Source organism: Virgisporangium aurantiacum (assembly GCF_016863635.1).
Taxonomy (GTDB): Bacteria; Actinomycetota; Actinomycetes; order Mycobacteriales; family Micromonosporaceae; genus Virgisporangium; species Virgisporangium aurantiacum.
This window is the reverse complement of the sequence record NZ_BOPG01000009.1, coordinates 370,564-394,681: the sequence shown is the minus strand read 5'-3', so window position 1 is coordinate 394,681 and position 24,118 is coordinate 370,564. Positions and strand designations below refer to the sequence as shown.

Below are 24,118 nucleotides of genomic sequence, written 5' to 3'. Positions count from 1 at the left end.
CGCCGATGCGGGCGTCCGTTAGGTTGCTGAACGTGCCGAACAGCGTGCCGCCGCTACTGGTGGACCTCCTCGACGACGCCGCGATGTTCCCGCCCCGCGGTGCGTCGATCAATGACGCGCTGGACGGGCACCGCGAGGCCCGCTCGTCGTGGTACGCGCCGCTGGTGGGGCCGCTGCTGGTACCCGCCGACGAGGTCGGTGCGCTGTGGTCGCGGCTGCGCGACTCCGGCGACCGGCTCTCGATCGGGCTGGTCGGCCCGCTCACCGTGGTGGCGGGTGCGCTGGCGGCCGCGGGCGACCAGGTGGACGTCAAGCACATCGAGGCGCCGGTGGCGAAGCGCGGCGAAGACCCGATGCCCGGGCTGGCCGCGTTCCGGACGATCGCCGCCGGGCGGGCCGGGTACGCGGAGGTGCCGCTCACCTGGGGCCTGCTCGCCGCGCTCGACACGCTGGCCGGTGCGCGTGCGGCCGGTGAGCGGATCGCACCGAAGTTCCGCACCGGTGGCCTGGCCGCCGAGCTGTTCCCGACGCCGGTCGAGCTGGCCGCCGTCATCTGCGCGTGCCGCGACCGCGACCTGCCGTTCAAGCTCACGGCCGGCCTGCACCACGCGTTGCGGCACACCGATCCGGAGACGGGCTTCCTGCACCACGGGTTCCTGAACGTGCTCGCCGGCTCGATCGCCGCGGCCGACGGTGCGGAGGCGGCCGACGTGGCCGAGGTGCTGGCCACCACCGACGCGGTGCCGCTGGTGGAGACCGTGCGGGGCCAGCTGGCCGCCGAGCGTCCGCTGTGGATCGGGTACGGCACGTGCAGCATCGCCGAGCCGGTCGACGACATGCGCCGGCTCGGACTGCTGCTGCCGCCGGCGTAGTCGCTCAGGCCGGCGAGTTAGAGTGCTAGCCCGATGAGTCCTGTGCTGACGAGGCCCGCCACCTGGCCGCGCTGGGCCCGGTTCTCGGTGATCGCCCTGGCGGTCGTCTGTGTGCTGGGTGCGACGGCGGTGGTCGGCTACCGCGTGCTCCGGCCCGCCGAGTCGGCGGTCGAGGCCCGCGGCCCGTATCCCGACCGGCCGGCCGCCGAGCCGGTCCGGTACGGCGAGCTGACGTCGGCGCCGCTCATCGTCGACGGGCGGCTGCGCGTTTTCGCCGACGCCCGCCGGGTGTGGGCCGACACGTCGTTGACCAGCCGCACCGAGGCGACGCCGTTCTGGTCGATCCGGCGCTGGCCGGCGGAGGTCGCCGGCGTGGTCGCCGTCGAGGGCAGCTACGAGGGCGTCGCCCTGGTGATCGTCAAATTTTCGGACGGCGTCGTGCTGGCCGTGATCCCGAAGACCGGCCGCATCGCGTGGCAGGACCAGGCCCGGGCGAGCGAGGGGGAGACGTTCGACGGCCGGCGCACCGGCGGCGCGACCGTCTGGCGGCCGGTGGGGATCTTCACCGCGCGCTCGAACACCGACGGCGGGGCCGTGCTCGTCGTGGCCGGCGGCGACGAGGTGATCGCGTACAACCCGTGGACCGGCAAGCGCCGCTGGGAGTTCACGTTCCCCGAGCACCCGGGCTGCCACGACACCGACTGGACCAGCGAGACGACGTACATCGTCAAGGACTCGTGCGCGGCGCCGGCCACCCTCCAGATCTTCGACGTGGCGTCCGGCACGCTGATGAACACCTGGATCCCGCCGGGCGCCTCGGCCGGCCCGGCCGACGCGGCCAACTGGTACGTGGAGCCGATGTCGTGCGCGCGCGGGCACTCGGAATGCGGGCTGCTGAAGGCCACCGGCGGAAAGTCGGTCATCACCCCCAAGCAGGACTACGCCGGCGTCAAGGGCACGAGCGGCGGCGTGTGGCGGGTGAACTCCGACGGCGCCGTGACCCCGGAGAAGTGGGTGTCCGGGAACCGGACGTATCTCCAGGCCGGCTTGCTGATCGAGAACGCGGGCGACACCAGCGGCGTCATCTGGGCCTACGACCGCGCGTCCGGCCATCCCGAGTGGCACAGCAAGGCGGGATTCCGGCTGGTCGCGGTGGGAACGATCGGCGTGTACGCGATCGACGACAACCTGAACCTGGTGGTGCTGCACCCGGCGAGCGGTGTCGAGTTGTCGCGCACCGATCTCAAGAAGGTGCCCGACGAGCGGTGGGTGCCCGGGCTGGTGCACGTCGCCGGCCGGTTCGTGGCGGTCGAACGGCTCACCGGGGGACCACCCGAAGAGCCGGACGACCGCTACTTCCTCGGCTCGACGCCGGTGGTGCTGGCCGGCGTCTAAAGCGCCTTGGTTGCCGCCTCCAGGAACGCGTCGTTCTCGTCGGGCGTCCCCACGGTCACCCGGACGCCGTCGCCGGCGAACGGCCGGACGATCACCTTGTGCTCCTCGCAGGCCTGCCCGAACCGTTGTGCGTCGTCGCCCAGCGGCAGCCAGACGAAGTTGGCCTGCGTCTCCGGCACACCCGGCACGAGGTCGCGGACGGCGTCGAGGAGCCGCTCGCGCTCGGCGACCACGAGGCCGGCCCGGCGGGTCATCTCGGCGTCCGCCTTGAGCGCGGCGAGCGCCGCGGCCTGTGCGGCCATGGAGGTGGAGAACGGGGTGACGACCTTGCGGACGGCGGCGGCCACCTCGGGTGCGGCCACCAGGTAGCCGATCCGCAGCCCGGCCAGCCCCCACGCCTTCGACAGCGTGCGCAGCACCACCACGTTCGGCCGGTCACCGTAGGCCGTGAGGCCGTCGGGCACGTCGGGGTCGGTGACGAACTCCCGGTACGCCTCGTCGAGCACCACGAGCACCGTGGACGGCACCGCGTCGAGGAAGCGGTCGAGCTCGGCCCGCCGCAACGCCGTCCCCGTGGGGTTGTTCGGATTGCAGACGAAGATGAGCCGCGTGCGGTCGGTGACCGCCGCGGCCATCGCGCCGAGATCGTGCCCGTGATCCTTGGTGTTGGGGACGCGCACGCTGGTGGCACCGGCCGACGCGACGATGATCGGGTACGCCTCGAACGAGCGCCAGGCGTAGATCACCTCGTCGCCCGGCAGGCAGGTGGCCTTGACCAGGTGCTCGGCGAGCGCGACCGAGCCGCAACCGGTGACGATCTTCTCCGGGTCGGCCTTCGTGCGCGCCGCGAGAGCGTCTCGCAGCGCGACGACCCCCATGTCGGGGTAACGGTGAACGTCGGCGATCGCGGCCGTGAGCGCCTCGACGACGCCGGGCAACGGCCCGTACGGGACCTCGTTGCTGGCCAGTTTGATCGCGCCCGGAATCGCCTTGCCGGGTACGTATGCGGGAAGTGCGTCCAGGTCTGCCCTGGTGAGGCGGGTCATGCGGGCCGTCCCTGTTGATCGTGGTTGGGCTGGGTCTGCTGCTCCGGGGTCGGGCGGGGTTCGGCCTGCACCACCACGGTGACCGCCGACTTGTCGTGGAGCGCCTGGTGCATCGGCCGGTCGATGGCGGCCCAGAGGCAGTCGACGAACTGCAGGACGAAACCGAGGCCGAAGCAGGTCCACAGCAGGGTCGGCAGGCCGAGCGTGTTCCATCGCCGGATCGATCTTCTGAAGCCGAGCGCCTCGTCGCTCTCCAACCGCATGACCTTGATGCCGAGGAGCCGCTTGCCGAGCGTCTGGCCGTTGTTGGCGTGTGCCGGCACCTCGTAGGCGAACCAGAGCGCGGCGGCCAGAATCAAAATGATGATCAGCAGGGTTGAACTGCGCTCGGGCGGCTCGACCCCGGCGGTCGACTCGCCGGCGTAGAACCGGCGCGAGATCTCCTGCCAGAACGGCAGATTGATCTTGTAATACTGGTACACGAAATAGCCGTTGACCAGGATGTTCAGCCCGAGGACGGCTAGCGTGTCGACGAACCGCGCCACGAACCTGGCCCCGAGGCCGGCGAGCCGGTAGCCGTGCGGCCGGGGTGCGGGCAGCACCAGGCGTGGGTACGCGGGCCAGCCGGGCATGGGACCGCCGGGTTGGATGCCGGGCGGTGGCGGGGTGCCGTAGGGCGGCGTCATCGGGCCCTGCTGCCCGGCCTGCCCGGGTGCGAACGGCTGGTAGGGGCCGCCGGGCGGATAGGGACCCGGGGGTGGGCTCTGCGGTGGGGCGCTGATCTGGGCTGGAGCGCTGTTCGCGACGCCGGCGCCGTGGGTCGATGGAGCCTGGGACTGCGGATCCTGGGTCTGGCTGCCTTGGCCGGCCTGGGCTTGGCCGCCTTGGCTGGCCTGGGTCTGGCTTCCCTGGGTCTGGCTGCCTTGGCCGGCCTGGGCTTGGCCGCCTTGGCTGGCCTGGGTCTGGCTTCCCTGGGTCTGGCTTCCCTGGGTGTGGCTTCCCTGAGTGTGGCCGGCCTGGGTCTGGCCGGTCTGCGCCGGGCTGGCCTGAGCCGGGCTTACCGGGGCTGGGCTGGCTTGGGCTGGGCTGGCTTGGGCCGGGTTGGTCTGGGTCGGGCTGGTCTGGGCCGGGGGTGGGGGTGGGGTGGCGTCGGCGGGTGGGCCGGGTGGTGGGGTGGCGTCGGCCGGTAGGGGCTCGCCGAGGTAGCCCTCGCCGTCCCAGTAGCGTTGGATCGTCGGGTCGACCGGATCTCGGTACCAGCCCGGCGCGATGCCGCTCACGGGTTCGCTCCGCTCCACTCGTAGCGCTTGCTCACGCTGGCACCTTAACCACGACGGTCTTCGCGAACTTGTCGTGGAGGCACTGCCGGTAGGGCTGGTCCCACAGGCACCACAGCGGGTTGAGCAGGCTCAGCCCCGGCACGAGCCCGCCCAGGCCGCTGACCAGCCAGCGCTTGGCCAGCACCCCGCGGTCGAGCGGCAGGTTGGGGTCGAGCGGCGTCACGCGAAGTTTCATGATCCGCTTGCCGACGGTTTGACCTGTGCGCTTGCACATCTCCACGTCGTAGACGTACTGCGCGACGAAGGCCAGCAGGAAGACGACGAGTTCGCTGACGAGGACGACGACGAGGAACGAGAGCCCGCCCGTCGTGTTGCCGTTGGCGTCGGTCTCCAGGGAACCGAGGCTCACGACGAACACGACGATCATGATGGGAATGGCGATGATCGTGAGCACCCCGCCGACGATCAGGCCGTCGACCAGACGGGCGACCAGGCGCATCCACACGTCGGCGAGTTCCTGACCATTGGGTGCGGTCGGCTGTTGTGACGCGTACCCGGCGTTCTGCTGCCCGGCGAACCCGCCCGCCGGCGGGTACCCGGCGTGCCCGTACCCCGGCGTGCCGGGCGGCACCGCGTACCCGGCCGACGGCGGCTGGGTATGGCTGGCCGGCGGGTACTGCGGCCCCTGACCGTACTGGCCAGACTCCGGGTACGGGTATCCGTGCTGCGTCACCGGTCCATCCTCCCCCACCCGCACGAGTCACCGCCGCCCCGTGCGGGCCGGGACGGTCAGAGGTTGCCGCGGCGCTCCTGCTCGCGCTCGATCGCCTCGAACAGGGCCTTGAAGTTGCCCTTGCCGAAGCCCATGGAGCCGTGGCGTTCGATCAATTCGTAGAAGACCGTCGGCCGGTCCTGCACCGGTTTGGTAAAGATCTGCAGGAGGTAACCGTCTTCGTCACGGTCGACGAGGATGCGGCGGGCCCGCAGCTCCTCGATCGGCACCCGCACGTTGCCGATGCGCTCGCGCAGGGTGTCGTCGTAGTAGGCGTCGGGCGTCTCCAGGAACTCGACGCCGGCGGCGCGCATCGCGTCGACGCTGGCGAGGATGTCGCCGGTGGCCAGGGCGATGTGCTGGGCACCCGGCCCGCCGTAGAACTCGAGGTACTCGTCGATCTGCGACTTCTTGCGGGCGATCGCGGGCTCGTTCAGCGGGAACTTGACCTTGCGGGTCCCGTTCGCGACCACCTTGCTCATCAGCGCCGAGTAGTCGGTGGCGATGTCGTCGCCGATGAACTCGGCCATGTTGGTGAAGCCCATGACGCGCCGGTAGAAGCCGACCCACTCGTCCATGTGCCCGAGTTCGACGTTGCCGACGATGTGGTCGACCGCCTGGAAGAACCGGCGCCCGGGCGGCGTGACCATCGGCGCCCGGGCGACGAACCCGGGCAGGAACGGGCCGGTGTAGCGCGACCGGTCGATCAGCGTGTGCCGTGTGTCGCCGTACGTGTCGATCGCGGCGTACCGCACCACGCCGTGCTCGTCGGACCAGTCCTCTGGGACGTCGCGACCCCGGGCGCCCTGCTCGACCGCGTGCTTGTAGGCCACGTCGACGTCGGGCACCTCCAGCGCGATGTCGACGACGCCGTCGCCGTGCCGGGCGTGGTGCTCGGCCTCGGGGGTACCGGCACGCACACTCCCGGCGAAGACGAAGCGGGACGAGCCGGACTTCAGCACGTACTCGGCGACGTCGCGGTGGCCGGTCTCCGGACCCCGGTAGGCGACGAGGGTCATCCCGAACGCGGTGGAGTAATAGTGGGCAGCCTGCTTGGCGTTACCGACCACGAAGCGCACGTGGTCGATGCCCTTTACCGGAAACGGGTCGTTGTCGATGTCGTGGTCGACGGCGCCGACGAGTTCGTCCTCGATAGCACTGGTCATGTTATGAGGATTCCGGCGCGACGAACTATGGGCAACTGTGGCTATGATTGGTGGTCACCTTGTACAAATCGTCCGCCCTCCAACCCGTTGAGGTGTACAGATTGACCAGTAATCTGGATGATCTCGATGCTCGCCTGATCGCGTTGCTGGCGGCCGAACCCCGGCTCGGCATCCTGGAGTGCGCCCGCCGCCTGCACGCCGCGCGGGGCACGGTGCAGGCCCGGCTCGACAAACTCATCTCCCGGGGAGTGGTGCGCGGCTTCGGCCCCGACGTCGCGCCGGCCGCCATCGGGTTCGGAGTCACCGCCTTCGTGACGCTCGAAATCAGCCAGCGGCTCGGCCACGAACCCGTCGCCGCCCACCTCGCCGCCATCCCCGAGGTGCTGGAGGCGTACACGATCACCGGATCCGGCGACCTGCTGTGCCGGGTGGTCGCCCGCGACAACGCCGACCTCCAGCGGGTCATCGACCAGGTGGTGGGGCACGACGGCATCGCGCGCGCGATCACCAACATCGCGCTGGCCGAACAGATCCCCTACCGCGTGCTTCCGCTCGTGCGCGCGGCGGCGTCTCGAGCCGGAGCCGTGCCGTAGTACTCGGCGAGCCGCGCCACCGTGGCCCGCAGCATGTCGCGCAGTTCCGGCGGTTCGAGCACCTCGACCTCGGCGCCCAGCCGGAGCAGTTCGCCGTGCGCGTGCCGCACCGACTCGATCGGCACCACCGCGCGTGCCCAGCCGTCGGCGTCGGGCGGCTGGATCGTGTGCTGGGTGCCGCGCGCCATCGCCCTGGTCATCAGGTACGGGATCATCTCGACGCCGTGCGGCGACAAGCGGATCACCGCCTCCCCCCGGAACAACCTCCGTTCGAAGTCTTCGGCCCACTCCGTCCAGGTGGCGGCCAGGTCGAAGTCGGCGGGCCGGGTGAACCGCTCGTCGAGCACGGTGAGGTCGACGATCGCCGCCACCCGGTACGTGCGCAGGTCGTCGCCGACCCGGGCGACGAAGTACCAGACGCCCGCCTTGAGCACGATCCCCAGCGGATCGACCACCCGCTCGACAACGCGTGGAGCGGCGTGCCGCTCGTAGGTGAGGCGGACCCGGTGCTCGTCCCAGACGGCGCCGGCCAACGCCGCCAGGTGCGGGTTCGTCTCGGTGTCTCGGAACCAGCCGGCCGCGTCGAGGTGGAAGCGGTCGCGGACCCGCCCGACCTGCCGGTTGAGGGTCGCCGGCAGGGCCGCGCGCAGTTTCAGTTCCGCGGTGGCGAGCACCGAGCCGAGGCCCAGTTCGGCGGCCGCGGCGGGCAACCCGGCGAAGAAGATCGACTCGGCTTCCTGCTCGGTGAGCCCGGTGAGCCTGGTGCGGAAGCCGTCGACCAGCCGGTACCCGCCCCCGTGACCGTGCTCCGCGTACACCGGCACACCCGTGGCGCTGAGCGCGTCGATGTCGCGGTAGACGGTGCGCACCGACACGTCGAGTTCGTCGGCGATCTGCTGCGCCGTGAGCAGGCCGCGGTTCTGCAGCAACAGGAGGACGGACAGCAGTCGGCTGGCGCGCATGACGTTCAGCCTTTCGAACTCGACTGACAGAAGGTGTCAGCCGAGACTGCCACGCTGCTCCGTGATCACTCGAACGAACACGGGAGAAAATCATGACCGCCATAGCCCGCTACGTCGGCGTCTCCATCGACTGCGACGACCCTGCCGCGCTGGCCGACTTCTACCGCCACATGCTCGACCTCGAGGTGAGCTACACCACCGACGACTTCGTGTTCCTCGGCGAGATGGGACCGAACGGTATCGGCTTCGTGCGCGTCGCGAACTACGTGCCGCCGACCTGGCCGAACCCCGACGTGCCGAAGCAGGCGCACATGGAGTTCGGTGTCGACGACCTCGACGCCGGCGAGGAGGCGCTGCTCAAGCTCGGTGCCACCAAGCCCGACGAGCAGCCGCAGCCCGACCGGTGGCGGGTGCTGCTCGACCCGGCGGGCCACCCGTTCTGCATCTCGAACGCGGGGGCCTGACATGCCGAGCAGCACGACGCCGTTCACGGTCGAGGACTGGCAGCCGCACGCCGTGGAGGAGGCCGCCACCGGGGCGGGCGCCGAAGCCACCGCCGGGGCCGGCACCGACCTGGCGCTGGGCCGGGTGGCCTTCCGCAAGACGTACAAGGGCGACGACCTCACCGGCACGGCCGTTGCCACGATGCTCAACTGCGGCCAGCTGGCCTACACCGCGATGGAGCGCGTTACCGGGACGCTCGGCGGCCGGACCGGCTCGTTCGTGCTCGTGCACGGCGCCGCGCCGGGCGGCGACCGGCCCGACGTGGCCACCGGCGTGATCGTGGCCGGCTCGGGGACCGGCGAGCTGGCCGGCCTCACCGGCCGCATGGAGATCCGGCACGACGAGGACGGCCCGAGACTGTTCCTTGAGTACGATCATTCTCACAACGTCTCATAATATTTTCGAGACGGCGAGCAATTTTGCGATCAATTGAGATAGCGATACACCGTTGCCCGTGAGACGCCCAGCTCGGCCGCGATGTCGTCGACGTTGTGCGCGCCGCTGGCGTACATCTCCTTGGCCCTGGTGATCCGCTCACCGCTCAGCACCCGGGGGCGGCCGACCCGTCGGCCGCTCCGCCGGCTGCCGCCGTAAACGACGTTGGCCGGCGGCGGATCGGCGACCTCGGGCGCCAGAACGGGCTGGAAGCCGGGGCGCGGCCACGTCATGTCCATCCGTGGGGGTGGCTCCGGCAACCGGCTCGGCGGCCCGGCGGCCAGCAGGCTCAGCGTTCCGTTGAAGATGGCGGCGCGCAGGTCGGCCGTCGGCGCCTCGGCGAAGAACAGCACGGAATCGCCGAGGGTGCCCATGAGCTGCACCGCCCACACCTTGTCTTCCAGCGGCGCCGCCGGCCCGACGATGATCGCGATGACGCGGGCGGGCATGCGCATGAACCGTTGGTACGTCTCCTCGTGCGTGAAGATCGACGCGTCGGTGCGGGCCATGAGCAGCAGTCGCTGGTGCGCGAGGTAGGTGTCGAGGATGCCTTCGAGCAGTGCCAGCCGGGACGCCGGGAACGGCAGCGCCGCGGCCCGCTCGATGGCGTCTTCGATGGCGGCCACGAACGGCTCCATCAGCGCCTGGATGATGCGGTCTTTCGCCGGGAAGTGGTAGAGGATCGCGGCCTTCGTGACGCCCAGCCGGTCGGCCAGCAGGCGCAGGGTGGTGCGGTGGTAACCGTGCCTGGTGAACATCTCGATCGCCTCGGCCAGGATCCGTTCGCGCGTGCCCTCCGCGCCGCCCTCTTGCGGGCCTCCTGTTTCCGGTTCGGCCGTGACGTCGGTCATCTCAAAACTATAGCTGTTGCGCTGACCGCTGGGCAGGCGTAGCTTCGATGCGCTGACCGCCGGTCAGTTGGAACGAGGTCTCACCGACAACGAGGGAAGACGGAGAGGGACCATGACCACCGCCATCTCGGCCACCGACCTGGTCAAGACGTTCGGCCGCACCCGCGCACTCGACGGTCTCACCCTGTCCGTCGACACCGGCGAGGTGCACGGTTTCCTCGGCCCCAACGGGGCCGGCAAGTCCACGACCATCCGGGTGCTGCTCGGTCTTCTCCGGCGCGACTCCGGCGAGGTCCGGCTGCTCGGAGGCGACCCGGTGCGCGACGCGGTGCAGTTGCACCGGCGGCTCGCGTACGTCCCGGGCGACGTGAACCTGTGGCCGAACCTGTCCGGTGGCGAGGCGATCGACCTGTTCGGGCGACTGCGCGGCGGTGTCGACGAGGCGCGCCGGCGTGACCTGCTGGAGCGGTTCGAGCTCGACCCCACGAAGAAGTGCCGCACATACTCGAAGGGCAACCGGCAGAAGGTCGCCCTGGTGGCCGCGTTCGCGTCCGATGTGGAGCTGTTCATTCTCGACGAGCCGACCTCCGGGCTCGACCCGCTGATGGAGGCGGTGTTCCGAGACTGCGTGCGCTCGGCCAAGGCCGCCGGCCGCACCGTGCTGCTGTCCAGCCACATCCTCGCCGAGGTCGAGGCGCTGTGCGACCGGCTGAGCATCATCCGGGCCGGCCGGAACGTCGAGAGCGGCACCCTCGCCGACATGCGTCACCTCACCCGCACGGCGATGACCGTCGAAACCGAGCGGCCGGTGGAGAACCTCGAGTCGGCGGCGGGCGTGCACTCGGTCAGCGTGGCCGGTACCAAGGTGTCGCTCGACGTGGAACCGGGCGCGATGGGCGAGGTGATCGCGTACCTCACGCCGTACGGCATCCGCGATCTCACGAGCCGTCCGCCGACGCTCGAGGAACTGTTCATGCGGCACTACGGCGGCTCGGAGGCGCCCGAGGAGCGGCAGGCGGTGCCGGCGCGATGAGCGATCGCATGGGCAACTTCACGGGCACCGGTGCGCTGCTGCGGCTGGCGTTGCGGCGCGACCGGATCCAGATTCCGGTGTGGCTGTTCGCGCAGGCGGCCGTGCTGGGCGGCAGCGGGTCGAGCATCGTCGGTCTCTACGACACGCCCGAGGAGCGGGTCTCCTACGCCACCACCAGCGCGTCGAGTGTGGTGACGGTCGCGTTCAACGGCCCGACCTCCGGGCCGGCGCTGGGCGCGATCATCACCAACGAGACGCTGTTGGTGTCGGTGGTGATGATCGCCCTCATGACCACGTTCATGGTCGTGCGGCACACGCGGCAGAACGAGGAGACCGGCCGGGCCGAGATGGTCGGCGCCGGTGCGGTCGGGCGGTATGCGATGGTCGCCGCCGCGCTCTGCCTCGCGGTGCTCGCCGACGTGGCGTTCTCCGCGCTGTCCTTCCTGGTGCTGCTGAGTTTCGGCCTGTCGGCGTCCGGCGCGTTGCTGTACGGGGTCGCGCTCGCGCTCACCGGGATCACGTTCGCCGGGGTGGCCGCGGTCACCGCGCAGATCGCCGAGAGCTCGCGCGCGGCGAACGGGATCGCGGCGGCGTTCGTCGGTCTCAGCTTCCTGTTGCGGGCGGTCGGTGACGCCACGGGTGAGGTGGTGCGGAACGGGCAGTACGTGGAGAGCGCCTGGCCTTCGTACCTGTCCCCGATGGGCTGGGCCCAACAGGTGCGGCCGTTCAGCGAGAACAGGACCGCCTTCCTGGTGCCGTTGGTCCTCCTGTTCGGGGTGCTGCTGTACGTCACCACGATCCTGGCGGCGCACCGTGACGTCGGCACCGGCATGCTGCCGGTACGGCCGGGGCCGGCGCGGGCGCCCCGTTCGCTCGGCAGCCCGTTCGGGCTCGTGTGGCGGCTGCAGCGCGGCTCGCTCCTCGGGTGGGCCATCGGGCTGCTGATCCTCGGTGTCTCGTTCGGCGCCGTCGCCGACGAGGTCGACGACCTGATCAGCGGCAACGAAGACCTGGCCGAGGTCATCGAGCAACTCGGCGGCACCGGGAACCTGGTCGAGGGCTACCTCTCGGCGATCATCGGCATCGGCGTCCTGGTCGCGTGCGGCTACGTGATCCAGGCCCTGCTCCGGATGCGCACGGAGGAAGCGGGCGGCACCCTCGAGCCCGTGCTCGCCACGGCCGTGAGTCGCACCCGTTGGCTGGGCGCGCACGTCGTGTGCACGTCGCTCGGGCTCGTCGCCCTGGCGCTGCTGTTCGGCGGGTCGCTCGGGTTCGCCTACGGCGTCGCCTCCGGCGACGTGGGCGGCGAAACCGTCACCGCCATCGGAGCGGCGCTGGTGCGGGTGCCCGCCGCCCTCGTGATCGGCGCGATCGTGGTCGCGGTGTTCGGGATCGCGCCGCGCCTGGCGGTGCCCGTCTCGTGGGGTGTGCTGGCGGCGGCGTTTCTGGTGATGCAGCTGGGTGCGGTGCTCGACCTGCCGCAGGTGGTGCTCGACCTGTCGCCGTTCACCCACGTGCCCAACGCGCCGGCCGCCTCGGTCGAGGCGCTGCCGCTGGTGGTTCTGGGCGTCGTTGCGGTGGGGCTGTGCGGTGCCGGCCTGGCGGTGTTCCGCCGCCGCGACCTGGCCATGTGATCAGGCGGCGCCGGCGAGGCTGGGGCGACAAGCGTGGCGACGGCTGAGGCGACAAGCGTGGCGACGGCTGAGGCGACAAGCGTGCCGGGACCGGAGACGGCCCGGGCAAACGGAACGCCCGGCCGGTTCGAGTGAACCGGCCGGGCGCAGACGCGTCCTGTGTGCGCTTTTACCAAGCGCGCCAGGAGACACCCCAGCCGGGCGAGTCGCCGGCGGACAGCCAACGACCCACCGTGTTGTGAACCGCCTGCATGCCGGGCAGGCCACCCGTGGCGCCCGGGGCACCGTGGTCGAACCAGTCGCCGTAGCCGCCCGGGCCCATGTTGCGACCGAGGACCTTGACCTTGGCCTTCTCGTCCTCACCGGAGTCGAGGCCGTGGGCGACGATGACCGTGGTGCCCGCCACGTACGTGGGCACGCGGGTCTTGAACTCGCCGTCCTTGTTGGTCCAGACCTTTTGTCGGTAGGTGGTGAAGCCCGCGAACCAGTAGCCGTCGCGGGGGCGGACCTTGGTCACGATGATCACCGGTTCCCGCGCCCCGAACCCGGAGCCGTACACGCCGATGCTGTTACCGGCGCGAACCGTACCGGAACTGAGCGTCAGATCAGCCGGCGGTGGTGGGTAGTCGGGCGCGGCACTCGCCGCGCCCGGTGCGAGCAGGACACCGACGGCGGCCAGCAGGAAGGCCCCGACTGCGGCAAGCAGTGCCTTGGTGCGTTGAGTGCGCATCAAATCCCCTTAGGAAAGGTTTCTTAGGTTCTAACACGGAGAACCCGCGCCTAACTCACGAATCCGGCAAAACGGCTCACTTATCGCAGGGCTTGCCAGGGGTGATTGCGGTGCGCCATGGCGACACACCGGGCGTGGTCCAGACGACCGGGGTGACGGGTGTGTCCACTGTGGGCAGTGTGCCGGTCAGCAGCGTGACGGAGAGCGTCTTCCGGGTCCCCGGAGGCAGGTCGATGGTCACCACCGCCACCTGCCGGCCGCGCTCGAATCCGGAGCCGATCGGCGCGGAGGCGCCGTCGATGGACGCGTCGGCGATCGACCCGCCGGTCGGGCTGAACACCATCAGGTTGGTGCGCACCGTGTACGGGTCGCCGGAAAGTCCGAGCCCCAGCACCGACTTCGACAGCCCGGAACCGGGTGCCGACGAACCCAGCGTGACCTTCACCCGGAGTTCGCGCCGCCGGTCGTCGGTGCAGTCGCCGGTGGTGATCTCGGCCGACTGGGTCAGGTAGTAGCCGAGTTTCGCGCCGCTGCCGTCGTTGAGGAACAGGCCGACGCCCGGCTTCGCCCCGTCGTCGGCGGGCAGCGTGCCCTCCAGTCGGGTGCCGGCGAGCGCCTGCTGCTCGTCGGCGTCGGCGCTCCAGAACAACAGGCGTCGCTCCGTGACGGCGCGCATCAACGGCGCGGCCAGGCCGCGCGGATCGCCGGGCCGCCTCGTGAGGGCCTCGAACGTCGCGCGCGCGGCGGTCGCGAAATAGGCGTCCTGTTGCGCGGACGTCATCGTGCCGGCGTACACCTGCGACAGCAGCAACCGGACGGCCGAGTCGGCGGTCAGCGGCGGTCCGCTCGGCATCTGTACGGGACCGATGGCCGCCAACAGATACGACAGCGCCACCGGGTCGGTGGCGATCACCCCGTCGACGAGCATCCCGGTGCGCACCCGGTACATCTCGCGGGCCAACCGCGCCGCGGTCGGGAAGTCCGGGGTCAGGTTGATGTCGGCCGGATAGGTGCCCAGGCGTTCGGAGTAGAGGTCCTCGGCGTCCGGGTCCAGCGGCAGCACCGGTTGGTCGAACACCTGCAGGGCGCCCGCGGCGCTGCCCTGGTTCACGATGCTGACCGCGCCCCGGTTCGCCTCGACCACCACGAAAGCACCGGGCATGCCGCCGGTGGCGCGCACCTCGGCGTTGTTCTGGAACAGCATCAGGTACCGCCGCGGCGCGTCGGCACCGAGCACCGCGGGGAGCAGGCGGGTGACCCGCTCGATCGGCGCGAGCATGCCGGAAAGCTTCGACAGTCCGCCGTCGAGTTGGCTGATGGCCGTCCGCACGTCGGCGGCGAGCCCGCCGGTCGGCACGGCGGCGATCCGGTCGGTGGAGCGGTTCACGACGTCGACGCCCGTGGCGAGTGACTCGGCGGCGTGCGACAGCACACCGACGTCGATCGTGCCGACCGCCGGCGTCAGCCCGCCACCGGTCAGCGCCTCGGCGGCGTCGAGCAGCGGCGGGATCCCGTTGTCGGTCAGGTCGGCCAGCGTCGCGGCCAGCGTGCGCGCGGCGACCAGGTCGTCGCCGACCCCGGGCAGCAGACCGGCCGAGCGCCACACGACGCCGCTGGTGCGCTCGTGCGCGGCGCCGGCCTCCCGCTGCAGAACGCGCAGCGTGCCGCGCGCGCCCGGAAGGTCGCCGACGAGCACCTGCTGGCGCAGCGTTCCGACGAGCGCCGCTGCGGTGCGGAGGTTGCCGGCGGCCCGCCAGCCGTCGAATCCCACCCATCCGGCGCCGGCCAGAAGCGCCAGCGTCAGCCCGGCCGCGATCGCGACGTGCCGGCGGCGCAGGGGTCTCCGGCGCCGGAGACGCCGGAGGCGACGAATGAACGTCGGCCGTTGCGGCGTCGGGTCGCTGCGGCGCGTGCGCTTGAAGGCGATGTTCGGTTCGGTCGCGGGCGGGGTGAACGCAAACGGTGTTTCTGCTGAGCTGTCCACGCCGAGAGTTTATGCGCTTTAGTACGAAAGCTACGTTTAAGTCGCTTTTGCGTGTGTAACGTGAAGCTCGTCCGATCACTCCATCCCGCCGCCGTGAAGCGGTGGCAGACGGGAGGAATCGTGGGATCCCCAACGCTTGTCGGTGGCTTGCCCGGGCCGCAGGGCGAAGCTTCGCGGGCCGGGCTTGCCGGAGGTCGCTTCCTCGTCACCGGTGGCACCGGTTCGTTCGGCCGGACCATGGTCGCGCGACTGATCGCGGCGGGCGCCGCGGAGGTCCGCGTGTTCAGCCGCGACGAGGCGAAGCAGGACGACATGCGCCGGCACCTCGGCGACGACCGGGTGCGGTTCTACGTCGGCGACGTGCGCGACCGCGAGGCACTGTTCCGCGCCACCCGCGACATCGGCTACGTGTTCCACGCCGCCGCGCTCAAGCAGGTGCCGTCGTGCGAGTTCTTCCCGCTGGAAGCCCTGCAGACCAACGTTCTCGGCAGCGCCAACGTGATCGACGCGTGCGAGCGCAACGGCGTCGGAAAGCTGGTCTTCCTGAGCACCGACAAGGCCGTGCAGCCGGTGAACGCGATGGGCATGACCAAGGCGCTGATGGAGAAGGTCGCGCAGGCACACGCCCGCAACAACCCCGGCGCCCACACGAGTGTCTGCTGCGTGCGCTACGGCAACGTGATGTGTTCGCGTGGCTCGGTGATCCCGCTGTTCATCGAGCAGTTGCGGGGTGGCCGGCCGCTCACCGTCACCGAACCGGCGATGACCCGGTTCCTCATGACGCTCGCCGAGTCGGTGCAACTGGTGGAGCACGCGTTCATGCGCGGAAGACCGGGCGACATCTTCGTGCACAAGGCACCCGCGAGCACGATCGGCGACCTGGCGGTGGCCGTGGCCACGCTGTTCGACGTCGAGCCGAAACTGAAGCTGCTCGGCGTGCGGCACGGCGAGAAGATGGCGGAGACGCTCGCCAGCCGCGAGGAACTGGCCCACGCCGACGACCTCGGCGACTTCTACCGCATCCCGATCGACAGCCGCGACCTGAACTACTCGCTCTACTTCGACGAGGGTGAGTCCACAAAGGACCGGCTGTTCGACTTCACGTCGTCGACAGCGCGGCGGTTGGGCGTCCCCGAGATCATCGATCTTCTCAGGACGCTGCCGGAGATCCGGGCGCAGTTGGAGTTGGCGGCATGATCACCGAAGCGAAGCGGTATCTCCCGGAGAGCGCGCGCAAATGGATCAACGCCCGGCGGCTGCGCTCGATGCGTAGCCGCAACAGCCGGCGCTCGGTGGAGGAGGTCTTCGCCGACGTCTACGCCAACGGCCGGTGGGGTGGCGGCGGGCCGGGCTTCAACTCCGGGACGGGCTCGCGCGGCTGGGCCGCCGAAAGCTACGCCTCCTACGTGCGGGAACTGCTCGACATCAACGGCCCGCTGTGCGTGGTCGACGTCGGATGCGGCGACTTCGAGGTGGCGTCGGCGTTCGTCGACAGCGCCTACGAGTACATCGGGCTGGACGTCGTGCCCGCGCTCATCGAGCGCAACCGCGCGTTGTACGGAAGCGACAGCGTCGACTTCCGCCGCCTCGACGCGACCGCCGCGGAACTCCCCGAGGGCGACCTGTGCCTGGTGCGGCAGGTGTTCCAGCACCTGTCGAACGAACAGATCGACCGGATCCTGTGGCAGTGCCGGCACTTCCCGGCGGTGCTCATCACCGAGCACTGGCCGGCGCCGGAGCTGGCGTCCGAACCGAACGTCGACAAGCCGCACGGGCCGGACACCCGGCTCGACAGCGGTTCCTGGGTGGACATCCGGCAGGCGCCGTTCAGCTGCCGGCACGTGACGGAGGTGCTGTGCGTCCCCGCGCCCGCCCCGCTCTACCACCGCGGCGAGACCATCCGCACGTTCCTCTGGCGTCCCTATGGGTAACTCGATCGTCCTCAGTGGAGGGTCCGGGTTCCTCGGGTGGCACACCCGCGTGCTCGCCCGCGCGCTCGGGCTCCCCGCGCCGAAGCTGTTGAGCCGTGGCGATCTCACCCAACCGGCACGGCTGGCGGGGATCCTCGACGGCGCCGACCGCGTGCTGCACGTCGCCGGGGTGAACCGGGGCACGCCGGCCGAGGTGAAAGAGGGCAACGAGACGGCCGCGCAGGCGCTCGCCACCGCGATACAGCAGTGCGCGACCCCGCCGAAGACCGTCGTGTTCGCGAACTCGACCCAGGCCGGCAACGGAACTCCCTACGGCGACTCGAAGGCCGCCGCCGCCGCGACGATGGAGGACGCCACCCGCTGGTGCGGCTCGCAGTTCGTGGACGTCAAGCTGCCGAACCTGTTCGGCGAGCACGGCCGGCCGCACTACAACTCGGTGGTCGCCACGTTCTGCCGCACCCTGGCCGACGGCGGCACCCCGCAGGTACAGGAGGACAGGATCCTGGACCTCGTGTACGTGCAGGACGCTGCGCGGGCGCTCCTCGGCCTCCCGGAGGCGGACCTCGTACCCGGCCGCCGATCGGTGCTCGACCTCAAGGACACGCTGAGCGGCTACGCGGAGACCTACCGGAGGACGGAGATCCCCGCCCTCGACGGCCCGTTCGGGCTGAAGCTGTTCAACACCTACCGCTCGCACTGCTTCCCCGCGCACTACCCGATGCCGCTGCCGAGGCACGAAGACACGCGCGGCGGGCTGGTCGAGGCGGTCAAGTCGCACGGCGGTGGCGGGCAGGCGTTCTTCTCGACGACCCGGCCGGGCGTCACGCGGGGCGAGCACTTCCATCTGTCCAAAGTGGAGCGCTTCGTGGTGGTCAAGGGTGAAGCCGAGATCCGGCTGCGGCGGGTGCTGCACGACGACGTCACGATGTTCCGCGTCACCGGCGACGAGCCCGCGGTGGTCGACATGCCGACGATGTGGGTCCACAACATCACCAACGTCGGCACCGACGACCTGCTGACGCTGTTCTGGACCAACGAGATCTTCGACCCGGCGCGGCCGGACACCTATCCCGAGCGGGTGTCGCCGTGAAGATAGGCATCGTCAGCCAGTGGTATCCGCCGGAGCCGCCGAACATTCCGGCCGACCTGGCCGCCGAACTGACCGCCCGCGGGCACACCGTCCGGGTGCTGACCGGGTTCCCGAACTACCCGGGCGGCGCGCTGTACGAGGGGTACCGGCAGCGCTGGTCCACTGTGGAGTCACATAACGGGGTGACGGTGCGGCGCGTGCCGCTGTACACCAGCCACGACTCGTCGGGGCTCAAGCGGGCGGCGAACTACCTGTCGTTCGCGGCCACCAGCGCCGTCGCCGCGACGACGTTTCTCAACGGCGCCGACGCGGTGTACGTCTACCTGACGCCGGCCACCGCGTTCGCCGCGCCCGCACTTCTCAAGGCACTGCACGGGATTCCGTCGGTGATCCACGTGCAGGACGTGTGGCCCGACTCGGTCACCGCGTCCCCGCTGGCCCCGCGCGGCCTCGCCGGCCGCGCGATCCACCGCGCGCTGACCGCCGCGACCAACCAGATCTACCGCACCGCGTCGGCGATCGCGGTGATCGCGCCGTCGATGCGCGACCTCCTGGTCGCGCGCGGCGCGCGGCCGGAAAAGATCCGGGTGGTGCTCAACTGGGCCAACGAGTCATTGTTCCGGCCGGTCACGGCAAATGCCGATATCGGACGCCGGCGGCGCTGCACGTTCATGTACGCGGGCGCGATGGGTCCGTTCCAGAACGTCGGTGACTCGGTGTGCGCCGCCGCGGCGGTGTCCGACGTCGCCGATCTCGTGCTCGTCGGGTCCGGTATCGACGAGGACGCGGCGCGCGCGATGGCCGCGGACCTCAAGGCCGACAACGTGAGATTCCTCGGCCGCCGGCCGGCCGAGGAGATGGCCGCGCTCTACGCCGCCGCCGACTTCCAACTGGTGACGCTGCGGGACCTGCCGATGTTCCGCGGCACCATCCCGTCGAAGCTGCAGGCGGCGCTCGCGTGCGGATCGCCGGTGCTGGTGTCGGTGCCGGGGGACTGCGCCGAACTGGTCGAGCGGGAGGGCGTCGGGTTGGCGTGCCCGCCGGAGGACTGGCGCGCGCTGGCCGACCGGATGCGCCAGGCGGCGAAGCTGCCGCCGGCCGAGCGGGCCGAGATGAGCCGGCGGGCCGTCGAGACCTACCGGACGCGGATGTCTCTGAAGGCCGGCGTCGATGCCATCGAGGAGATGCTGGAGGCTGTCTCGTGACCCGTGTGATGACCGTCGTCGGAACCCGGCCGGAGATCATCCGGCTGTCGCGCGTGATCGACCGGTTGGACCGCACGCTCGACCACATCCTCGTGCACACGGGCCAGAACTGGGACCCGATGCTCAGCGACGTGTTCTTCAAGGAGCTCGAAATCCGTTCCCCGGAACGGTTTCTCGGCGTCGACACCAGTTCGCTCGGGCGCGTGCTCGGCGGCGTGCTGACCGGCGTGGAGCAGGCGATCCACGACTACCGCCCGGATGCCCTGCTGGTGCTCGGCGACACGAACAGCTGCATCGCCGCGCTGATCGCCCGGCGGATGAAGGTGCCGGTGTACCACATGGAGGCCGGCAACCGGTGCTTCGACCAGAACGTGCCCGAGGAGACGAACCGGCGCCTGGTCGACCACGTCAGCGACTTCAACCTCGTCTACACCGAGCACGCGCGGCGCAACCTCCTCGCCGAGGGCATCCATCCGCGGCGGATCCTGCACACCGGCTCGCCGATGCGCGAGGTGCTCGAACACTTCCTGCCCAACATCGACGCGTCCGACGTCGTGGAGCGGCTCGACCTGACGCCCGGCGGCTACTTCCTGGTGAGCGCGCACCGCGAGGAGAACGTCGACGATCCCGCGCGGCTCGCGCTGCTCCTGGACTGCCTCAAGGCGGTGCGGACGGAGTTCGGCCTGCCGGTGCTGGTCTCGACGCATCCGCGGACGCGTCAGCGACTCGGCGGCACCTTCGAGATGGACGGCGTCGACTTCCACGAGCCGTTCGGCTTCTTCGACTACGTGCGGCTGCAGACGCAGGCCCGGTGCGTGCTGTCGGACAGCGGCACGATCAGCGAGGAGTCGGCGATCCTCGGCTTCCCCGCGCTGACCCTGCGCGACTCGATCGAACGACCGGAGTCGCTCGACACCGGTTCGATCCTGATGACCGGGCTGGACGCCGACGGCGTCGTCGAGGCGGTGTCGGTGGCCGTCGAGTCGGAACTGCACCGGGTCACGTGTTCGCCCGAGTACCAGGTACGGGACACGTCGAGCCGGGTCGCGAACTTCATCCTGTCGACGGTCCGCCGGCACCACGAGTGGGCGGGAATCCGGCCATGTATCGCGTCCTGATGACCTCGCAGGTGTTCGAGCCCGGGTTCCGCGGCGGCGGGCCGGTGCGGTCGATCGCGCGCATCGTCGACACCGTCTCCGACCGGATCGGTGTGGCGCTGGTGACGCGCGACCGCGACCACGGCGGTGTGGAACCGTATGACGGACTGAGCGGCCGGTGGCTGCGCCGCGGCGGCGCGAACGTGTTCTATCTCGGCACGCGGAGCCTGCGGCAGTGGTTCGGGCTGCTTCGCGAGTTGCGCCGGCAGCGCTTCGACCTCCTGTACGTCAACAGCCTGTTCGCGCCGATGTTCACGATCCTGCCGGTGCTCGCCGTGCGGGTCGGGCTCATCGGCGCCGACCGGGTGCTGATCGCGCCGCGCGGCGAGCTGTCGCCGGGCGCGCTCGCGTTGAAGGCGACCAAGAAGCGGCTGTTCCTGAGGTGGTGGAGCGCGGTGCTGCGGGACATGGCGGTGATCTGGCACGCGTCGACGCCGATGGAGGCCGGCGACATCAGGTCGGTGTGCCCGTGGGCGTCCGTCGAGATCAACGAGAACCAGACGGCACTGCCGGACGAGCCCGAACTACCGTCCACAGTGAACACCGGACCGATCCGGCTGGTGTTCATCAGCCGCATCACGGCGAAGAAGAACCTCGACCTCGCGCTGTGCGCGCTGAGCCGGGTGGTGTCGCCGTTCGTCTTCGACATCTACGGACCGGTCGAGGACGAGCGGTACTGGGCCGAGTGCCGGTCGATCATCCGCGACATGCCGCCCAACGCGCGGATCACCTACCACGGCGAGGTGCACCCGGACCGGGTACGGGACACGTTCGCGAGCTACGACGCGTTCGTGTTCCCCACCCGGGGCGAGAACTTCGGGCACGTCATCGCGGAGAGCCTGTCGGTGTCGTGTCCGGTGGTGTGCTCGGCCGAGACGCCGTGGACCGAAGTGTTGAAGACCGGCGGCGGCACGGTCGTGTCCGACCTCAGCGTCAACGGGTTGCGGACGGCGTTGCAGCGGCTGGCCGCCGAGGGATCCGTCGAGCGGGCCCGGCGCCGGGTCGCGGCGGGGGAGGCCTACCGCAGTTGGCGCGCCGGGACGCGCGACGTGAACATCCTCGACCACGTGGTCGGCGAGTCGTCATGAGGCGGGTCGCGATCGTCACGCACGGGTTCCACACCGGTGGCGGCGTGCCCGCGGTCGCGCGATGGTTGCGCGCCGGCCTCACCGCCACCGGTCGGTACACAGTGGACATTCACGACCTGGCGACCTGGAGCCGCGACCCGAACAGCCGCCGGCTCGCCGTGCCGGGTACCTGGCGTCGACGCGATTTACGCGTGGCGGATACTGCTGCTGATCTGTCGCCGAGTGAGGCGACGAGAGACCCGTCCACATTCCACTGGGGCGCGAATGCGGTGGAGATCGAGTTCATGCGGTACCGCCCCCGAACCGGGCTGACCCGCGTGCTGCGCGAGTACGACCTGATCCAGGTCGTGTGCGGCACCGCGGCCTGGGCGGGGGTGGCAGATCGGGTCGGTCGTCCGGTCGTGGTGCAGGTGGCCACGTGGGCGGCCTGGGAACGGGCTGTTCAACTCTCGGCGGTCGGCCGGCCGCTACGAACCTGGAGGCAGGCGATGACGGCGATCACGACCCGGCTCGAGAAGTCGGCGACGAAGAAGGCAAGTGCGGTGCTCGTCGAGAACGACGCGATGGTCGCCGCGGTCGCGGAGACCGGGCAGCAGCAGGTCGTCAAGGCGCCGCCCGGCGTCGACACCACGCGGTTCCTGCCGCCGTTCGACGGCTGGCGGAAGGACGGGTACTTACTGTCGGTGTGCCGGCTCGGCGATCCCCGGAAGGGGCTGGACCGGCTCATCCGCGCGTACGCAGTGCTGTGCGCCGAGGCGGAGCCGGCCCCGCGGTTGGTGCTCGCCGGCAAGGGCCCGCTGCTGCCCGTCAACCGGGAGCTCATCGAGGATCTGAAGCTCACCCAACGGATCGACGTCCGCACGGACGTTCCCGACGCCGGCCTCGCCGAGTTGTACCAGGGCGCGTCGGTGTTCGTGCAGACGTCGCACGAGGAGGGGCTGGGCATGTCGGTGCTGGAGGCGATGGCCAGCGGGCTGCCGGTGGTCGCCACCGACTCGGCCGGTTCCCGCGAGACCGTGGTCGACGGCGTCACCGGCTGGCGGGTTCCGCAGGGCGCCGACGAGGACGTCAGCGCCGAGGTGGCCAAGCGCGTCCGGCAACTGCTCGTCGACGGCGAGGCGGCCAGCCGCCAGGCCCGCCGCCGGTGCCTCGACCGGTTCTCCGCCGACGCGACGCTCGACCTGTACCTCGGCGTCTACGAGAAGCTGCTGGGCAGCGGCTACGAGAGCCTGAAAGCGGGAGTCGAGTGAACTGCCCCACCTGCGGGGAACCGGGCGAGGTGGTCTCGGGCCGCTTCGACGGCTACGTCGAGGGTTACCGGGTCGCGATCGTCGAATGTGGACGGTGCCGGCTGCGCTACGCCGACCGGCTCGACGTTCCGGAGACGTTGTACGAGTCCATCTACCGGCACGCGGCCGTGCTGCCGGGGTACGACCGGTACGCCCGCTACGCCGGTGCGGTCACCCGCAGCCCGGAACCGCTCGACCTCCTCGCCGGGGCCGAACTGCCGTACCGCTTCGCCGCCGACGCGGTGCGGCTGCTGCCCCGCGACGCGGTGGTGGTCGACCTCGGCTGCGGCGAGGGCTACCTGACGTACGCGCTGCGCCGGGCCGGGTACACGTGCCTCGGCGTCGACCTCTCGCAGACGGTGGTCGACCGCGCCCGCCGGCGGTTCGGCCACGACGACTGGTTCGCGACCACCGCGGAGCTGGACCTCGCCGGTGCCGACCTGGTCCTCGCCCTGGAGATCATCGAGCATGTGCCGGACCCGGTCGGGTTCCTGCGCGACGCGATGACGTATCTCCGTCCGGGCGGGTCCGTCGTCGTGACGACCCCGAACCGCGACGCCAGCCCGGCCGACGCGATCTGGGACACCGACCTCCCGCCCGTGCATCTGCTCTGGTTCGGGTCCACCGCGATCCGCGAAGTCGCGCGGCGCGCCGGATGCGACGCCACGTTCCTCGACGCACCTCGGTACGGGCGGGCGCCGGCGCGCACCTGGCAGCCGCTGCTCACCGCCGACGGCCGGCCGTCGGCGGCGGTGCGGCGGGTCCGCGGGCTCGGCTGGCGGACGCGGAACCGGGTCTGCCGGTTCCTGAACAGCGGCCTGCAGCAGCCGTTCCGGGCGCTACCGGAGCCCGCCGGGAAAGACGCGCCGACCCTCGGGGTGGCGTTCCGGCCACAACCGGTCGAGGCCGGCGCGGCCCGCTCGGCGGCCGACGGCGGCGCGGCCCGCTCGGCGGCCGACGGCGGCGCGACCCGGTCGGCGGCTGACGGCGGCGCGACCCGCTCGGCGGCCGGCGCCGGCGCGACCCGCTCGGCCGCCGTCGGCGCGCACCGTTCAGCGGCCCGTTCCGCCGCACCGGATGCCGGGCGCGTCTCCGAATAGC

At 70.8% G+C, this 24,118-nt stretch carries 23 protein-coding genes; 15 read left to right on the top strand and 8 right to left on the bottom strand.

What is annotated here, in order from left to right; translation table 11 throughout:
- The first annotated feature begins 32 nt into the window (after window positions 1-32).
- Window positions 33-872: a hypothetical protein gene (locus tag Vau01_RS07640; protein WP_203988552.1), complete on the top strand. Its 840-nt coding sequence runs from the start codon at window positions 33-35 to the stop codon at window positions 870-872.
- Between the two features lie 33 nt (window positions 873-905).
- The gene (locus Vau01_RS07635) at window positions 906-2,267 is read left to right on the top strand and encodes an outer membrane protein assembly factor BamB family protein (RefSeq protein WP_203988550.1); all 1,362 of its coding nucleotides are present in this window, start codon (window positions 906-908) and stop codon (window positions 2,265-2,267) included.
- Here the strand turns inward: Vau01_RS07635 and hisC are convergent.
- The 4 genes from hisC to hppD are packed head-to-tail and all read right to left on the bottom strand — an operon-like array spanning window position 2,264 to window position 6,531.
- A complete protein-coding gene (gene hisC, locus Vau01_RS07630; RefSeq protein ID WP_203988548.1) occupies window positions 2,264-3,313 on the bottom strand; it encodes a histidinol-phosphate transaminase in 1,050 nt (349 codons plus the stop codon). The two genes, Vau01_RS07635 and hisC, sit on opposite strands and share 4 nt — an antisense overlap.
- Window positions 3,310-4,593 (bottom strand): RDD family protein, encoded by a 1,284-nt coding sequence (locus Vau01_RS07625; protein WP_203988546.1) that lies wholly within the window; start codon window positions 4,591-4,593, stop codon window positions 3,310-3,312. The genes hisC and Vau01_RS07625 overlap by 4 nt, the downstream gene beginning before the upstream one ends.
- Window positions 4,594-4,624: 31 nt before the next feature.
- Window positions 4,625-5,326 carry an RDD family protein gene (locus Vau01_RS07620; protein WP_203988544.1) on the bottom strand — a complete coding sequence of 234 codons (702 nt, stop codon included), beginning with the start codon at window positions 5,324-5,326 and terminating at the stop codon, window positions 4,625-4,627.
- A 56-nt stretch (window positions 5,327-5,382) separates the two neighbouring features.
- Entirely contained in the window at window positions 5,383-6,531 is a 1,149-nt protein-coding gene (gene hppD, locus Vau01_RS07615; protein ID WP_203988543.1) for a 4-hydroxyphenylpyruvate dioxygenase, read from the bottom strand.
- A 101-nt stretch (window positions 6,532-6,632) separates the two neighbouring features.
- On the opposite strand from hppD, the gene Vau01_RS07610 reads away from it, so the two are divergent.
- Entirely contained in the window at window positions 6,633-7,124 is a 492-nt protein-coding gene (locus Vau01_RS07610; protein WP_239151388.1) for an Lrp/AsnC family transcriptional regulator, read from the top strand.
- On the opposite strand, the gene Vau01_RS07605 is transcribed toward Vau01_RS07610, so the two are convergent.
- Window positions 7,067-8,086 (bottom strand): helix-turn-helix transcriptional regulator, encoded by a 1,020-nt coding sequence (locus Vau01_RS07605; RefSeq protein WP_203988541.1) that lies wholly within the window; start codon window positions 8,084-8,086, stop codon window positions 7,067-7,069. The genes Vau01_RS07610 and Vau01_RS07605 overlap by 58 nt on opposite strands.
- Window positions 8,087-8,178: 92 nt before the next feature.
- Here Vau01_RS07605 and Vau01_RS07600 point away from each other — a divergent pair, with 92 nt between their 5' ends.
- Both Vau01_RS07600 and Vau01_RS07595 read left to right on the top strand, forming a co-directional pair.
- Complete coding sequence (locus Vau01_RS07600; RefSeq protein ID WP_203988540.1) at window positions 8,179-8,550, top strand: VOC family protein; 372 nt, start codon at window positions 8,179-8,181, stop codon at window positions 8,548-8,550.
- Window position 8,551: 1 nt separating this feature from the next.
- A complete protein-coding gene (locus Vau01_RS07595; protein ID WP_203988539.1) occupies window positions 8,552-8,986 on the top strand; it encodes a DUF3224 domain-containing protein in 435 nt (144 codons plus the stop codon).
- 29 nt (window positions 8,987-9,015) lie between these two features.
- Here the strand turns inward: Vau01_RS07595 and Vau01_RS07590 are convergent, their stop codons facing one another.
- On the bottom strand, window positions 9,016-9,876 hold the full coding sequence (locus tag Vau01_RS07590) for a TetR family transcriptional regulator (RefSeq protein ID WP_203988538.1): 861 nt from the start codon (window positions 9,874-9,876) through the stop codon (window positions 9,016-9,018).
- Between the two features lie 112 nt (window positions 9,877-9,988).
- On the opposite strand from Vau01_RS07590, the gene Vau01_RS07585 reads away from it, so the two are divergent.
- Together Vau01_RS07585 and Vau01_RS07580 are read left to right on the top strand one after the other, a co-directional pair.
- Window positions 9,989-10,909, top strand: a complete 921-nt coding sequence (locus Vau01_RS07585) for an ABC transporter ATP-binding protein (RefSeq protein WP_203988536.1) — start codon at window positions 9,989-9,991, stop codon at window positions 10,907-10,909.
- Window positions 10,906-12,543: an ABC transporter permease gene (locus Vau01_RS07580; protein WP_239151387.1), complete on the top strand. Its 1,638-nt coding sequence runs from the start codon at window positions 10,906-10,908 to the stop codon at window positions 12,541-12,543. Before Vau01_RS07585 ends, Vau01_RS07580 begins: the two co-directional genes overlap by 4 nt.
- A 169-nt stretch (window positions 12,544-12,712) precedes the next feature.
- On the opposite strand, the gene Vau01_RS07575 is transcribed toward Vau01_RS07580, so the two are convergent.
- Both Vau01_RS07575 and Vau01_RS07570 read right to left on the bottom strand, forming a co-directional pair.
- Window positions 12,713-13,273 carry a hypothetical protein gene (locus tag Vau01_RS07575; RefSeq protein ID WP_203988534.1) on the bottom strand — a complete coding sequence of 187 codons (561 nt, stop codon included), beginning with the start codon at window positions 13,271-13,273 and terminating at the stop codon, window positions 12,713-12,715.
- A 76-nt stretch (window positions 13,274-13,349) separates the two neighbouring features.
- On the bottom strand, window positions 13,350-15,257 hold the full coding sequence (locus tag Vau01_RS07570; RefSeq protein ID WP_203988532.1) for a DUF4012 domain-containing protein: 1,908 nt from the start codon (window positions 15,255-15,257) through the stop codon (window positions 13,350-13,352).
- Window positions 15,258-15,377: 120 nt separating this feature from the next.
- Here Vau01_RS07570 and Vau01_RS07565 point away from each other — a divergent pair, with 120 nt between their 5' ends.
- From Vau01_RS07565 to Vau01_RS07530, 8 genes are read left to right on the top strand one after another with little or no spacing between them, the layout of a single operon-like run.
- Entirely contained in the window at window positions 15,378-16,454 is a 1,077-nt protein-coding gene (locus Vau01_RS07565; RefSeq protein WP_275423923.1) for a polysaccharide biosynthesis protein, read from the top strand.
- A complete protein-coding gene (locus tag Vau01_RS07560; RefSeq protein WP_203988530.1) occupies window positions 16,451-17,188 on the top strand; it encodes a class I SAM-dependent methyltransferase in 738 nt (245 codons plus the stop codon). The genes Vau01_RS07565 and Vau01_RS07560 overlap by 4 nt, the downstream gene beginning before the upstream one ends.
- On the top strand, window positions 17,181-18,278 hold the full coding sequence (locus Vau01_RS07555; RefSeq protein ID WP_203988528.1) for a polysaccharide biosynthesis C-terminal domain-containing protein: 1,098 nt from the start codon (window positions 17,181-17,183) through the stop codon (window positions 18,276-18,278). Before Vau01_RS07560 ends, Vau01_RS07555 begins: the two co-directional genes overlap by 8 nt.
- Window positions 18,275-19,483, top strand: coding sequence for a glycosyltransferase family 4 protein (locus Vau01_RS07550; RefSeq protein ID WP_203988526.1), 1,209 nt, complete (start codon window positions 18,275-18,277; stop codon window positions 19,481-19,483). The genes Vau01_RS07555 and Vau01_RS07550 overlap by 4 nt, the downstream gene beginning before the upstream one ends.
- Window positions 19,480-20,601 (top strand): non-hydrolyzing UDP-N-acetylglucosamine 2-epimerase, encoded by a 1,122-nt coding sequence (wecB, locus tag Vau01_RS07545; RefSeq protein WP_203988524.1) that lies wholly within the window; start codon window positions 19,480-19,482, stop codon window positions 20,599-20,601. Before Vau01_RS07550 ends, wecB begins: the two co-directional genes overlap by 4 nt.
- Window positions 20,601-21,728 (top strand): glycosyltransferase, encoded by a 1,128-nt coding sequence (locus Vau01_RS07540; protein WP_203988522.1) that lies wholly within the window; start codon window positions 20,601-20,603, stop codon window positions 21,726-21,728. Before wecB ends, Vau01_RS07540 begins: the two co-directional genes overlap by 1 nt.
- A complete protein-coding gene (locus Vau01_RS07535) occupies window positions 21,725-22,978 on the top strand; it encodes a glycosyltransferase family 4 protein (RefSeq protein WP_203988520.1) in 1,254 nt (417 codons plus the stop codon). The genes Vau01_RS07540 and Vau01_RS07535 overlap by 4 nt, the downstream gene beginning before the upstream one ends.
- Window positions 22,975-24,117: a class I SAM-dependent methyltransferase gene (locus tag Vau01_RS07530; protein WP_203988517.1), complete on the top strand. Its 1,143-nt coding sequence runs from the start codon at window positions 22,975-22,977 to the stop codon at window positions 24,115-24,117. Before Vau01_RS07535 ends, Vau01_RS07530 begins: the two co-directional genes overlap by 4 nt.
- The last annotated feature ends 1 nt before the right edge of the window (window position 24,118 follow it).